The organism is Alistipes sp. dk3624 (assembly GCF_009557455.1).
Lineage (GTDB): Bacteria > Bacteroidota > Bacteroidia > Bacteroidales > Rikenellaceae > Alistipes_A > Alistipes_A hominis.
Genome location: NZ_CP045651.1, coordinates 1101170 through 1114841 on the forward strand (window position 1 = coordinate 1101170; position 13672 = coordinate 1114841).

10 protein-coding genes are annotated in these 13672 nt (G+C 51.6%); 8 read left to right on the top strand and 2 right to left on the bottom strand.

The features are described from left to right. Window positions 1-63 precede the first annotated feature (63 nt). From GFH31_RS04660 to GFH31_RS04670, 3 genes are read left to right on the top strand one after another with little or no spacing between them, the layout of a single operon-like run. Window positions 64-489: a nuclear transport factor 2 family protein gene (locus tag GFH31_RS04660; RefSeq protein WP_410488883.1), complete on the top strand. Its 426-nt coding sequence runs from the start codon at window positions 64-66 to the stop codon at window positions 487-489. A 17-nt stretch (window positions 490-506) separates the two neighbouring features. Then, window positions 507-1646: a carboxymuconolactone decarboxylase family protein gene (locus GFH31_RS04665; protein ID WP_153498123.1), complete on the top strand. Its 1140-nt coding sequence runs from the start codon at window positions 507-509 to the stop codon at window positions 1644-1646. Further along, a complete protein-coding gene (locus tag GFH31_RS04670; RefSeq protein ID WP_101573839.1) occupies window positions 1643-2704 on the top strand; it encodes an alpha/beta hydrolase in 1062 nt (353 codons plus the stop codon). The genes GFH31_RS04665 and GFH31_RS04670 overlap by 4 nt, the downstream gene beginning before the upstream one ends. Window positions 2705-2898: 194 nt before the next feature. On the opposite strand, the gene GFH31_RS04675 is transcribed toward GFH31_RS04670, so the two are convergent. Further along, entirely contained in the window at window positions 2899-4029 is a 1131-nt protein-coding gene (locus tag GFH31_RS04675) for an AAA family ATPase (protein ID WP_101573837.1), read from the bottom strand. 1006 nt (window positions 4030-5035) lie between these two features. After that, window positions 5036-5458, bottom strand: coding sequence for a DUF6047 family protein (locus GFH31_RS04680; protein WP_153498122.1), 423 nt, complete (start codon window positions 5456-5458; stop codon window positions 5036-5038). Between the two features lie 196 nt (window positions 5459-5654). Here GFH31_RS04680 and GFH31_RS04685 point away from each other — a divergent pair, with 196 nt between their 5' ends. The 5 genes from GFH31_RS04685 to GFH31_RS04705 all read left to right on the top strand — a co-directional run bounded on the left by GFH31_RS04685 (window position 5655) and on the right by GFH31_RS04705 (window position 13660). After that, window positions 5655-5957 (top strand): hypothetical protein, encoded by a 303-nt coding sequence (locus GFH31_RS04685; protein ID WP_101573834.1) that lies wholly within the window; start codon window positions 5655-5657, stop codon window positions 5955-5957. 121 nt (window positions 5958-6078) lie between these two features. Then, the gene (locus tag GFH31_RS04690; protein ID WP_101573832.1) at window positions 6079-6276 is read left to right on the top strand and encodes a hypothetical protein; all 198 of its coding nucleotides are present in this window, start codon (window positions 6079-6081) and stop codon (window positions 6274-6276) included. 726 nt (window positions 6277-7002) lie between these two features. Then, entirely contained in the window at window positions 7003-9588 is a 2586-nt protein-coding gene (locus GFH31_RS04695) for a zinc-dependent metalloprotease (protein WP_172970776.1), read from the top strand. A gap of 47 nt (window positions 9589-9635) precedes the next feature. After that, the gene (locus GFH31_RS04700; protein ID WP_153498120.1) at window positions 9636-12377 is read left to right on the top strand and encodes a TonB-dependent receptor domain-containing protein; all 2742 of its coding nucleotides are present in this window, start codon (window positions 9636-9638) and stop codon (window positions 12375-12377) included. A gap of 32 nt (window positions 12378-12409) precedes the next feature. Then, window positions 12410-13660 carry a DUF4876 domain-containing protein gene (locus GFH31_RS04705; protein ID WP_172970775.1) on the top strand — a complete coding sequence of 417 codons (1251 nt, stop codon included), beginning with the start codon at window positions 12410-12412 and terminating at the stop codon, window positions 13658-13660. The last annotated feature ends 12 nt before the right edge of the window (window positions 13661-13672 follow it).

Here is a 13672-nt window from a genome sequence, read left to right on the forward strand (position 1 = left end):
TTTTTGCGAGTAGTAGGAACTTAACATCGGAAAGATATGAAATCAATAGCCATTATGGTATTTATGTTTCTGACCTTAACGGTCGGAGCAAAAGCGCAAGAGAATCAGAGAATATTTACAGCCGAAGAACAGGCGATAGTTGATTTATCGAACAGTAAGTGGGAATGGATGGCAGAGAAGAACGTGGAGAAGCTGGCGGAACTGTTTCACAAAAACTCGCAGTTCGTCCACATGGGCGGCTATTGGGGCAAACAGGAAGAGCTGAACACCATCCGCACGGGTGGCATCTGGTACAAGAAAACCGAGATACACGACGTACAGGTGAAGTTTGCGGCCGGAACGGCTACCGTTTACAGCCGGATTCATCTGCACTCGGTAGTCGGCGGCAACGCCGTGCGCTTTCCGTTTATCGTTACGGAGGTATATGTAATGGAGAACGGCAAGTGGCAGCTATCTACGCTTGCCTTTACACGAACATTAGGAAAATAATCAAACAAAAAACGGATATGAGAATTAAGAATTTATTTTTAACAGCTATGTTATCCATATCATCGGTTATAATTTATGCGCAAACTGCGGAAACCTTCCGGCAGCCTTATCCGCTCGGCGAAAAAATATCCCCGAACCCCAATTTTACGGGCGAAGTATGGCTTGCGCCTTTGACCGAAAAGGAAGAATTGAACGTCCCGATGGCAAATGTAACCTTCGAACCTGGTTGCCGCAACAGTTGGCACTCGCACAAAGCCGGCCAGTTGTTGATAGCCACCGCAGGCATCGGTTACTATCAGGAAAAAGGAGAGCCCGCCCGTCGGTTGTTTCCGGGCGACATCGTGGAAATAGCGCCGGATGTCGAGCATTGGCATGGGGCCGCACCGGACAGTTGGTTCGCCCATATAGCCATTACCGCCAATCCTCAAACCAACGCGGCGGCATGGCTCGAACCGGTAAGTGACGAAGAGTACCGTAAGGCCACGACTGAAGCGGAAAGCCGCTATGCCGAAGCGAACGAGGTGCTGACCGTCCGTGAGCAAGCCATCGTCGCAGTGGCATCTTATACGGGTAAAGGAGATTTGGAGCACCTGAAGCCGGCTTTTACGCAGGCATTGGAAACCGGTATGACCATTAACGAAATAAACGAAGTGTTGATTCACGCCTACGCCTATTGCGGGTTTCCGCGCAGCCTGCGGGCAATCCAGATTTTCATGCAGGTAGTGGACGAACGGAAAGCGGCCGGAATAAACGACCCGGTCGGTCGGGAAGCATCCGCAGTCAAGGACGACAGAAATCGCTACGAGCGGGGACGCGACGTGCTTGCCGAAATATCGGGTACGCCGGCCGATGCTCCGAAAGCAGGATATGCCGTATTCGCCCCTACTATCGAGCGTTTTCTAAAAGAACATTTGTTTACCGATCTTTTCGAGCGAGACTTGCTGACCTGCCGGGAACGTGAACTCGCTACGGTGTCCATCCTTGCAGGAGTGAGCGGCGTGGAACCGATGGCTGTCGGCCACATGTCTATTTGCCTGCATCTCGGTATTACGCCCGAACAACTCTCGGCATTGCTGAACATCGTTGAAATGAATCTCGGTAAGAACTATTCGGAACCGCTTCGCAAAGTGTTGAATCAAATAACGGAAAAGAAATGAAGAAGATAATTTTATCGGTATTGTTGCTGTCAGTTACAGCAATAGCCGGAGCGCAAGAACCTGTTGCAATAGTCAAACAAGGTCACTTCTCGGTAGGAGGTACAACCACACAGCGGCCGGGAGCATACGACAACCGTAAATTCGTCGGTTGGGTGGAGCAGGAAGAGACCGGCCAGAGTTATCGCGCCGATCATGCCTTCGTGGATTTCCAGATACCCGCTGATGCGAAAAAGCTGCCGTTGGTCTATGTGCACGGCTACGGAGGCTCAGGCGTTTGCTGGCAGATGACCCCCGACGGACGGGAAGGCTTTGCTACGTTGATGCTACGCCGTGGCTGGAGCAGCTATGTGGCGGATCTTCCGGGCAGGGGGCGTGCCGGACGCACATCCGCAACAACGACGGTAAAGCCCGTCACCGACGAGATGTTCTGGTTCGATATTTGGCGCATCGGCATTTGGCCGAATTATAACGAGGGCGTGCAATTCCCGAAAGATTCCGTGTCGCTTTCTCAATTTTTCCGTGAAATGACGCCCGATTTGAGCGACCACAAAGAGGATGTACCTGCCCTCGGTGCATTGGCTGACCGTATCGGCGACCATATTCTCGTCACCCACTCGGCGGGCGGTTTTCCCGGCTGGATGTCTGCCATGCAAAATCCACAGGTCAAGGCGGTCGTTTCGTATGAGCCGGGCGGATTCGTGTTCCCCGAAAGAGAAGTCCCGGAACGTATCGACGGGCTGACGGGAGGCGTAGCCGGAACGCCCGTTCCGACGGAACAGTTCGAGCGGCTCACGGAAATCCCTGTCGTCCTCTATTTCGGCGACTATATTCCCGAAACGCCGTCCGAGAATCTCGGCGATGAGAACTGGCGCGTGCGGCTCCAAATGGCCCGCAAGTTCGTGGAAACGATCAATCGACACGGAGGCAATGCAACGTTGGTGGAATTACCCAAAATCGGTATACATGGCAATACGCATTTTCTGATGCAAGATCTGAATAATGACGAATTGGCCGATTTACTCAATAGATGGCTGCAAGAGCAATTGCTGGCACAATGACTTGTATTATAGTCATATATTATAGAGTATAAAAACTACGGTGTCCGGAAGTTCTCCGACACTATCGGCGGTTTTGTGTCCCACAAAACCTATACTTGTTCCCCGGACGCATTCAGACATCGGCTGCCGTGCGTGCCACAGGACAGAACCAACGTTTTCCCACACAAGCAAGCTGATTCATCCGAAAAAAAAGCTTATGCCCCAAGTTCCCGTTTTAACCATACCGTCATTACAGGATCGGGAATGATAACTTGACGTTTTTCGATCTCGATAAGCTCTTTTTTTACCAACGCCCGTTTTACGATGCTGACATTGGCCGACGAGCCGAGTTGGTATTTACGTAGTACCTCCTGTGTGGTAAATTCACTATGAACCCCGTCTAAAATGGCTCGCAGGAAATTCATCTGATAGGTCGTAAGGCTCTCGGTCTGCTTCTCGAACAGCGGCGTGTTCTGGTCGATAATATCCTGATACGCTTCCTCGAAATCCCGTTCCGTAGCGATTTTGTCCGTATGAACCCATACCAGCCATGCCAACTGCTGCACATACGAAGAGTGATTGTCTACCCTTTGACAAATCTTTTCGGCCAGCTCTTTCGAGATCTGTTTGCCCGTAGCCTCGAAACGTCCGCAGATGTAGTCGATCCAATCCGTCGTTCCTATTTTCTGTAAATAAATGGCATCGCCGAACTTGTAAAACGGCAGGCTCTTTTTCTCGAACAGTTCGTTCATCAAATGTTTTTTGCTGCCGAACAGACAATAAGACACCGATTTTTGCAACTGCCATACGGAACGCAGCCGTTTCTGGAATGTCTTGGAATCCTTGAACTCGGCTATCTGTTGGAACTCGTCGATGCAGACGACGATATTGCAACCTTTCTTCTGCGCTATCTTTTCGGGGAGCTGCAGGATTTCATCACTATCGTTGCTCTTGGGATCTATTTCGAGCGATATGGAAAAATCTGTCATCGGATCTGCACCCATCGAGATTTTGGGGCTGATACGGGAAAGAAACAGTTTGATATTCTCCAGCCATTCGTCCACCTTCGAGGATGTTTGTTTGAGAACGGCGGAAGCAAAGGCATCGTAAAAATCCCGGTCGCTACGGCATGAGAAAATATCGAGATAAACGATTTTCAGTTTGTCGGACTGTGCCAGACGACAAGCTTTTTGCACCAAAGATGTTTTACCCCAGCGACGGGGCGAAATCAGCACCGTATTCACACCGTGCCGGAAATTTAGCAATAAACGCTCCGTTTCTTTCTCACGGTCGGTAAAGTTATCGCCCGATGTCGCAATGCCGAATATAAAAGGTTTGTTCTCCATAATCTTTAATTGTTGTTCCGCACAAAAATAAGTAATATATTTATTACTAACAATATTATTAGTAATAAAATTATTAGGAGCACGAGGATTTAGATCGAAACTCGTTTTTAGCTGTTGTCGCAATACGTCAATTTGTATAGTTACGATTGGACACTTATCGGCAATTCGCATCGTTGCAGGTATTAGTCATTTGCCAAAGCTATTTTTGTTCGGGCTTGCCCGTCTGCCACGGAACTAAGGGAGTGACCCCGACCGACATTCGTCGTCGAGAGAACTGCCATGTAATCTGCAAACAGAGGCAAAGGGCTTATCCAATACAAAGCGAATAGCGAAGAGGAAAACAAATATGCCAACCGGTGCTACGATTGACATAATAGTATTAAAGCGAAAAGGGGGAATAAAAAGGTTTGAAGTGTCAAACAAGCGGCAGAGACTAAAACATTCATGCTTTCCATGTTAGCAAAATGCCGTGATAACACGAAAAACAATTTAATTTAGTACGTTAGCCTCTATATATGCTAAAGTAAAGTAAAGTAAACTAAATTAAATAAGTAGGTAGGCATTTGCCTGCCTGTACGGTTATGGCTTTATGAAAATGATTACCATTGCAGAGGAACACGAAAAACTTGCTTTTCTCTTTTGGCTGCAATGATCATTCGACGATACGACGTTCAAACAGGCGGGGTAAAAATGGTATCGAAAACGGATGAAGGATGTCGAGAGTAGAAGTAAGTGCAAGGTAAGAAACGCAATGAAAATAAAAAATCGGAAAATGGCTTTAATTGACAATTTTGTTTTTCCTGTGTTCCGCGCCCAAAAGAACAGAACAGACATCTAACTTATCCACAAGCAATTAACCACCACATCTATAAGACTATCCAGGTCTCCGGCGCCGGAATCTGCTTGCGATCATAAAGGGCATCTTCAAAATGAAAACGATACATACCGTCTCCCCCCCCCCTTTTGGTAGTACCGATCGGTAAAAGCATTTAAATCCCATGAATTATTAGGATACCGAATATTCGCAGACGGGGTCACGTTCGCTGTGCACCGAGAAATATCCGTTAACCAATTCCTGATAGAATTGTTTAAGCCCCTGCAGTCCAAGCGGACTGTTGCTGAAAAATAACACATCCCGACCGGTCTGTACGGCATGTATCGGCAATTCCGTTATCGGACAGTTGCGATAGGCCTGCCGGAATGCCTTTTGTTCATTCACGAAGTCAACATAGTCAAACGGATCGTCCACTTGCGGATGTTGTTGATTCATCACGTATGCAATTTTCGAATCCCGGCTCCGGGCATACATGGCATCGCGCAATCCGACGTGACGTTTAGGCCCGGTACCATTTTCACGAACATCCGGCAGCAATTTTTCCCGGATGTACTGCTCATGAGACATCGTTTCCGGGGATGGAACTTCTTTCATGGAGGGAAAACGGTATTGCTCGATCAGTAGGTCAAGGATATAAGCACATACAACGGATTATACGGCTTGCACATGGGACTGTCGGAAGGACTGGCCGGTATCGGTCTCGCCCTGATGGCCGCCGTATCCGGCCGGGAACCCGATTGGGACGAATGCTTAATGATGAGTTGATATATTCCACTAACCGAATAAAGTCATGATTACGCGAACCGACATTATCAATTATCTGATCTGGAAACAGGGATACCGCTCGTACCTCGAGATCGGGCTCGACGATCCGGAACCGAATTTCACGAAAATCCGGTGCGAACTCAAAGAATCGGTCGATCCTTACGATCCGTCGAGCAACTTCTGTGCGGCATGGACGCAGGAAGACCTCAACCGGTTTCTCCCCTACCTGACTTACCGGATGACTTCGGACGATTTCTTTGCCGCTTATCCGGATAAAAAGTACGATATCGTATTACCTCGAAGCGCAAGCCGACCGCGATATCCGTAATTCGCTGATGCACCTGAACGAAGGCGGAGTCGTCGTGATCCACGATTGCCTGCCCGACTGCGAAGCCTCCCAAAACGAAGATCATCCCGACGGTTCATGGGTGGGCACGGTCTGAAAATCGATGGTAAAGTACACGCGACACACGCACTGCGACGTGAAAGTGATCGAAACGGACTGGGGCGTGGGCCTAATCGAATACACCGATAATCTCGACTTTCAGATTCCGGAGAAGCTGGATATCGAATACGATGTGTGCAGTAAGAAGAGGTATGGATTCTTACATATCTACACGGACAATCTGCATATGGTGTTTAAATGATAAATCAGAGGATTCCGAAAATCTGTAAAAGAGTAGGAAAACTATCTAATCTTTATGCCTTATAAGAAAACTTATATTGAAAAAAGAAGTCATAGCGAGGATCGAGCACGACGAAATGAATCAATTGAGAAGAGGAGCAGAAACTTATTTAGAATTCCAATGGTCGTGGAGGAATTTCTGATTCTGTTTGCAATCAGACTTGCGGCGTAACCTGTGGAGATAATAAAACTTGTCTCGTTTCATGCAATGGCACATGCGACGGCAGCTGCAATTACACATGAGGAAATACATGCCCTGAGACTTGTCATTACACATGTAAAGATTCCTGTCAAAATTATTGGATGAAAATCAATTAGAGCACGTAAAATTTATTTTGATTGAAATTGTATTAAACGGGGTCGCAAATGCGGCTTCGTTTTCGTTTCTCCAATCACATGGTCAGTCCTTCGAGGCACAGGAATCAGATTCATTGATATGAATGCCTTCCATTTAAATTACGCTGCAATTTTTGAATCAGATATTAATATCTTAACTCTATTTCATCTTGTCGATTTAACATTTGAGGATTGAAATGCCAGAAGTCGCCGACTTTTTCAGGGAAAGACTCTAGCGCCCCGCATGGAAGCATTAGGTATTCCCGGGGTGATTATCCCTATTTTTCAGTATTGGTCGCCGAGAGCGTCGCCCATACTTTTGTGGCACGAAAAAAACCAAATTCGACATACGATGAAAATGCTGAAAACATTCGCTTGCCTATTGCTCGCAACGACGGTAACAGCCGCTGCGGTTGCCAAAGACAAAAAATCCGGCAGGCGCAAGGCCGTCGTTGAGACGGCGGCGAAAGATACGACGGCGGACTCCCTGAGAAACAAAAGCCGCAAGCCGTACGAATCCGTAATTACTCCAGATGCGGAAACCGTCCGCGGATTGGTGACCCTGCATAAGGTCAAATCGAAATATTATATGGAATTGCCTTATTCGGTCATGGACGCCCAAATGCTGCTGGCCGCCCGCGTATCGGGCATCAGCAACAACCGGGACATCATTGCGGGACGGATGCCGCACGATCCGCTTTTGATTCGCTGGTCGGCCGACGATGACAAGGTGTATCTGCATACGGTCGACTGTTCGGCCGTATGCGATTCGGCCGAGAGTATCGCTCCGGGATTCGAACGGAATAAGATCGATCCCGTGATGCAGGCTTTCCCGATCGCCGCCGTGTCGCCCGACTCGTCGGCCGTTGTGATCGAGGTCGGAAGTTTTTTCGCCTCCGACCAGAAACCTTTCCGCCCGTTTCTGGACGCTTCCCCATTGGCCAAGTTGTTCGGGTTGAGAGAATCGATGCAGGGCAAATTCCAGAAAGAGATGTCCGGCGTCGTGTCCATGCAGGCATTTCCGGAAAACGTCAATTTTCGAACGCGGATGGTTTATACGGTTTACGACCATCCTTTCACGGCCGAGATGACCGTGTCGATGATCCGACTTCCCGAGACTCCGATGCGCCCGCGCTACGGTAGCCCGCGCATCGGTCTGTTCAACAGCCGCAAAGTGAAGTATTCGACCGATAAGGATTACCTGGAAACCGTCCGCTATCTCGAGCGTTGGAACATCGCGCCTCGGGACGAAGACCTCGAAAAGTACAAGCGCGGCGAATTGGTCGAACCGGCCAAACAGATCGTCTATTATGTCGATCCGGTTTTCCCCGACAAGTGGCGTCCCTATATCAAGGCAGGGATTGAAGACTGGCAGAAAGCCTTTGAGGCGATCGGTTTCAAAAATGCCATCGTCGCCCGCGACTATCCAGACGATCCACAGTTCAATCCGGACGATATCAGGAACACCTGCATTGTCTATTCGTCGACCAACGTGGCCAACGCGATGGGACCGTCGTGGACCGACCCACGCAGCGGCGAAATCCTACAGGCGTCCGTCTACTTTTTCCATAACGTGATCGAACTAGTGCACAACTGGCGTTTCGTCCAGACCGCCGCCGTCGATCCGAAAGCCCGCGCTGAGGTGTATGACACCGAAACGATGGGGCCGATGCTGCGCTATGTAATAGCCCACGAAGTGGGGCATACGCTCGGCCTGATGCACAACATGCGCGGGTCGTACGCTTATCCGGTCGACTCCCTGCGCTCGCCTTCATTTACGGAGAAATACGGCACGACGGCCTCGATCATGGACTATGCCCGCAACAACTACGTCGCTCAACCGGGTGACGGAGTGACGCAACTGCTGCCACCCCATCTCGGCCTATACGACTATTACGCGATCAAATGGGCCTATCAACCGATATTCGAAGCAAAGACTCCCGAAGAGGAAGTGCCCGTGCTGAACCGCTGGATCGATGAAAAGGCCGACGATCCGATCTATATTTACGGCGAACAGGCTATTTTCGGTGCGACGGATCCCGCTTCGCAGACCGAATCGCTCGGCGACGACGCGATGAAGGCTACCGAATACGGTATTCGGAACCTGAAGATCGTTGTCGACAGCCTGCACCTGTGGACCGCCTATCCGGGTAAAGATTACAACCGCACCGAAAAACTTTACGAAGAGGTCTTCAAGCAGGCGCGCCGCTATTTGGGGCATGTCATGGTCTATCTCGGAGGTTCGTACCGCTACTATCCGATGGTCGGCTCCGACCAACCCGCGTTCGAGATGGTTTCCAAACAGAAACAAAAAGAGGCGCTGAACTTTATTTTCGATAAGTTGTACGAACTGCCCGACTGGTACGTCAATCCGCAACTGGAAAAACTGACGCGGCCGAAAAACGAGGACGTGACCGATTACCAGATGTCCACCGTTCGCACGCTGTTGCTCCCCGGACGGATCGCGCGCATGGAAACCAATGCCAAGTTGACGCCTGAAGATGCCTATTCCGCGTCGGAGTACGTTGATGACATTTACAACCGAGTGTGGGCTTCGACGCTAAAAAACAAGCCGCTTTCGCACAGTGAGCGAATGATGCAATATGCGTTCGTGCAGAGTATGCTGCGCGGGATCGACGCGCTGGACAAGGAGTCATCGTTACGCGGCTTGACTGATTATCCTGCGGAAGACGAAGGCGCATTCTGGCCCTGCCGCCACATCGAATGCGGCCGGCACGGGAACGGTTTCGAAGACCAGATGACCGGTTCGACCCGTGCCACGGATGTGCAGTTGTATGCGACTTCTCTGTGTTATAATCAATTGCGCAAGCTCGGAAAGTTGCTGCGCGCCCGGGTTCAGAGTTCGACGGACGAGCTGGCCGAGCATTACCGCTATCTGAATTACGAAATCGAGAAGGCTTTGGAGAAAGGCCTCTGAACGACCGTTCAGCAGCAGGGCGAAGAAGTGTGAAAAGAAGGACTGTTATGGGATTCCGATTGTTCGTGATATGGTTGGGGACGTTGTGTCTGCCCCCGATGGTCGGGGCGGCTTTTACAGGAGCCGCTTCGCCTCGTAGCGCGCCGTTTCGCGTACGCGTCATTTCGGCGAAGGACGGCAAACCGTTGCAGGCGGCCGTGACGACCCTCGCTCCGTATGGCTTATGGGCGGTGGCTGGGACGGACGGCGAAGCCCTTTTTGCCGATGTTCCGCCCGGGAAAGCCGAATTGTCAGTCTCGTTGCTTGGTTACGAAACGGTCTCGCTAACCGTCGAGCTGAAAGCGGAAACCGAAGACAGCGTCCGGATCGCGATGATGCCTTCTTCGTTCGCGATGAAAGAGGTCGTTGTCGTCGCCGAGAACAACAAGAGCGGCCTCTCGACTTCGTCGTCGATCGGCCGTCAGGCGCTTGATCACCTACAGGCGACCAGCCTCAAGGATGTACTCCAGTTGCTCCCTGGTAATTTTCTGGGCAGCAATCCGTCGCTGATCAGCACCGGACAGTTCCGTAACCGGACGCTCGAAGCAGATAACAACAACGCTTTCGGCGGTTCAATCGTCGTCGACGGCATTCCGTTATCCAACAATGCGAACCTGAATGTCGAGGCAGGGGCGTTCAGCACTGCAGGCAAAGGGATCGACTTGCGCGGTATCGGTACCGACAACATCGAGTCAATCGAGGTGATCCGGGGCATCGCATCGGCCCGGTACGGCGATATGAGCAGCGGAACCATGCTAATCAAAAGCAAAGTAGGCCGGACACCCGGTCGAGTGCTCGCGCGGATCATGCCCGGGATCCAGCAACTTTATGCCGACAAAGGTTTCGATCTGGGCCGCGCCGGAACGCTGAATTTGAGCGCCGATTACGCGCACGGCAAGTCCGACCCGCGCTATGCGACCGATACTTATAACCGGGGGCTGCTCTCCTTGATTCATTCGAAGAATCTCGCCGACGGCCGTTGGGCGGTGACGACCCGGCTGGGGCTGAAGCTGATCCGCGACTGGAGCGGAGCCGACCCCGGCGAGCCGGAACTGGTACGCGGCATGTACGCGCAGAGCCGTCAGTACGGAATTACGTTCAGCCATTCGGGGCGGTTCGGCGCGGACAGGCTGCTGATGCGCAGTCTCCATTACGATATCGGATTTTCGTACAGCCGCGACGACGATTACCAAGTCAAGATGCTTGCACCGGCGGCCCATAACGCACCGGTGTTCAACGCGACCGGCAACTCGACCCAGCAGGCGGCAATCCTGCCGTCCCAGTACGTCGGCAGAGGCGGTACCGAAGGACGCCCGATCTCTTTTTATGTTCAGCTCGGCGACGATTTTTACCTGGGACAGGAAGGATTTCTCCATCGAATCGCCATCGGAGCCGAACTACGCAGCGAGGGGAATCTCGGACGCGGATTCTACAACGAGAATCCGAATCTGCCCCTTGCACAGCTGCGTTCGCGTTCCTTTCGCGACATCCCGTTCCTGACGCAATTTTCGCTTTACGGCGAGGACCAATTCGATCTGAAAATCGGCAAAACCCAGCTGAAAGTACAGGCGGGTCTGCGTTGGACACTGGCGCAACCCGGTAGAACGGAAAGTTTGTCGAGTGTGATGCCCCGGATCAATGCCGCCTACCTGCCTACCAGGGGACTGCGGTTTCGTTTCGGTTACGGCATTTCAGCCAAAATGCCGGGTTTGCTGTACCTCTATCCCGATCCTGGATATCTTGACATGCAGAATATCAGTGCGACGATCGACGGGACTCCCTATGTCGTTTATACGACCCGGGTCTACGATCTGACCAACAAGCAGCTGAAACCGATGAAAAACCGCAAGTTCGAAGCAGGTGCCGACGTAACGCTGCACAACGGGATGCGGTTCTCGGTGACGGCTTTCCACGAACGCGTGAACGACGGGTTCGGAACACTGACCGACGAGTGGATCGCGCCGACAGTGGCACGCTGGGCCTCTTCGGCGGTGTCCGTTGAGGACGGGAAGCTCGCATACGATCCCCAAAATCCCACTTCGATCGATACGGTACTGCACCGTATCGATCGTCCGGGCAACTGCCGTCGTTCGGTCAGCCGGGGGATCGAGTACGATTTCGAACTGGGACGGATTGAGGCGACCGGCACGAGCTTCTACCTGAACGGCTCTTATATCGTCACGCGAAACAACTCGTCGAACAAAATCTACAATACGCCCGTCGGTAGCACGACGATCGAGCAAAAGACGATGGTTGTTTACCCGGAAGGATCGTCGACCTCGGTCGATCGGCGTTACAGCACGGCACTACGGATCGTGCAACACATTCCGTCGATCCGTTTCGTCGTATCGGCTACCGTGCAGGCCATTTTCTACGAGTACAACCGGACGATCAACATTCCCGAGATTCCGGTGGGATACGTGACGGTCGACCGGAATCATCCCGGGGCGACGGTCTACGTACCCTTTACCGCGGCGCAGCTCGCCGATCCCGAGGCTCGTTTCGAGGGGTTTATGGTCAAGGATCAGATCTACAAATCGCAGATCAGCAACTTGCCTGAAACATGGCCGCCGCTGTGGTCGGTCAATCTGCGCGTGACCAAAGAAGTCGGCAACGGTCTTGGCTTCTCGTTCTATGTCAACAACGTGTTCTTCAAGCAACCGTGGCACAAGAGTTCGATCTCGACGACGCTCGTCGAGCGCAATTCGAACCTGTTCTCATACGGATTCGAAATAAATGCAAGTTTCTGAAAATCACAATTAACAATAAAAAAACAATGAAAATGAAAAGATTACCCCAAATTACGTTGATGCTGCTCGCGGTTTTCGCGGCATTTACGTCCTGTAAGAAGGACGAGGATTTCAAGGGCATCGAGTCAACTGAATTCCGGATAAACTATCCGGATGGCTTCTCCTCCTCGGCTCGTTTCGAGGGAGAGGTAACACTCAAAGACCGCAATTCCGGTACGATCTATACAACCGAGGCGAAAGACGGCATAGCGACGTTCACTTACATCATGCAGGGCGTGTACGACCTTTCCGTGTCAAAAACGCTGACAGCCGCCCAGTTCAAGGAACTGGCCCCTGGACTGGGTGACGATCTGAAGAACGAGGTCGTGCTGAGCGGCCTGTCGCTGTCTGTCAACCTGCTCACCGACGAGGATGCGGCCAAAACGCACGAAGTAACGCTGAATTGGGCAGTCAAGGGCAGCCTGGTGATCAGCAAGATCTATTCGAACGGTACGAAAACGACAGCCGGCAAAACGTTCCTCAACGACCGGTACTGGGAGATTTTCAACAATTCGTCCGAAACGGTTTACCTCGACGGCCTTTGCCTGGCCTACCTGTGGGGCAATACGAACACTGCGGCCGTAACCAATCCGTTCTACGAACAGTATAAGGATGCCGTGTTCGTCAATACGGCAGCCCGTTTCCCCGGCTCGGGTTCCGAACACCCGCTCGCCCCCGGTGAGAGTGTCGTCGTCGCCCAGAGCGCCGCTAATTTCGTTACCGAAGAGCGTCCGATGGACATCGATCTAACAGGCGCCGATTTCGAAACCTATTATGCCGATTCGGACATGTCGCAGGACAATACGGCAGTTCCAAACATGGAGATCGTCTACAAGGCAATTGCCGGCGCCCGCGTATTCGGTATGGCTACCATGTCGGTCATCCTATTCCGCGCCACGGACGCCGAGATCGCATCTATGGAAAAGCTTCCGGAGCCGGGCAGTTCGTCGTCGAACGTGTTCCTAAAGATTCCTAACGGCATCATCATCGATGCCGTACAGCAATACAAGGCGGAAGACGCTAATCCGGTCATGCATGCGGAGCTCGACGCTTCGGCCGCCGTCCTCGGTCGTGAGGTGCCGGTGATTGCCGAGCGCAAGGTGGCTTATACCGCAACCGACGGCCGCAAAGTGCTCCAGGATACGAATAACTCGGGAGCCGATTTCGTCGTTTCGACGTCGGTAGACGGTACACCCGCTTTTCTCGTGCCGAGGCAATACGACAAACCCGTACTGAATAAGTAGCATCCAAACGAA

Bases quoted from the DNA above. Each gene is read 5' to 3' on its own strand.
- GFH31_RS04680 (WP_153498122.1), bottom strand. From the start codon at position 5,458: ATGAAAGAAGTTCCATCCCCGGAAACGATGTCTCATGAGCAGTACATC.
- GFH31_RS04675 (WP_101573837.1), bottom strand. From the start codon at position 4,029: ATGGAGAACAAACCTTTTATATTCGGCATTGCGACATCGGGCGATAAC.
- GFH31_RS04695 (WP_172970776.1), top strand. From the start codon at position 7,003: ATGAAAATGCTGAAAACATTCGCTTGCCTATTGCTCGCAACGACGGTA.
- GFH31_RS04700 (WP_153498120.1), top strand. From the start codon at position 9,636: ATGGGATTCCGATTGTTCGTGATATGGTTGGGGACGTTGTGTCTGCCC.
- GFH31_RS04690 (WP_101573832.1), top strand. From the start codon at position 6,079: ATGGTAAAGTACACGCGACACACGCACTGCGACGTGAAAGTGATCGAA.
- GFH31_RS04685 (WP_101573834.1), top strand. From the start codon at position 5,655: ATGATTACGCGAACCGACATTATCAATTATCTGATCTGGAAACAGGGA.
- GFH31_RS04660 (WP_410488883.1), top strand. From the start codon at position 64: ATGTTTCTGACCTTAACGGTCGGAGCAAAAGCGCAAGAGAATCAGAGA.
- GFH31_RS04670 (WP_101573839.1), top strand. From the start codon at position 1,643: ATGAAGAAGATAATTTTATCGGTATTGTTGCTGTCAGTTACAGCAATA.
- GFH31_RS04665 (WP_153498123.1), top strand. From the start codon at position 507: ATGAGAATTAAGAATTTATTTTTAACAGCTATGTTATCCATATCATCG.
- GFH31_RS04705 (WP_172970775.1), top strand. From the start codon at position 12,410: ATGAAAAGATTACCCCAAATTACGTTGATGCTGCTCGCGGTTTTCGCG.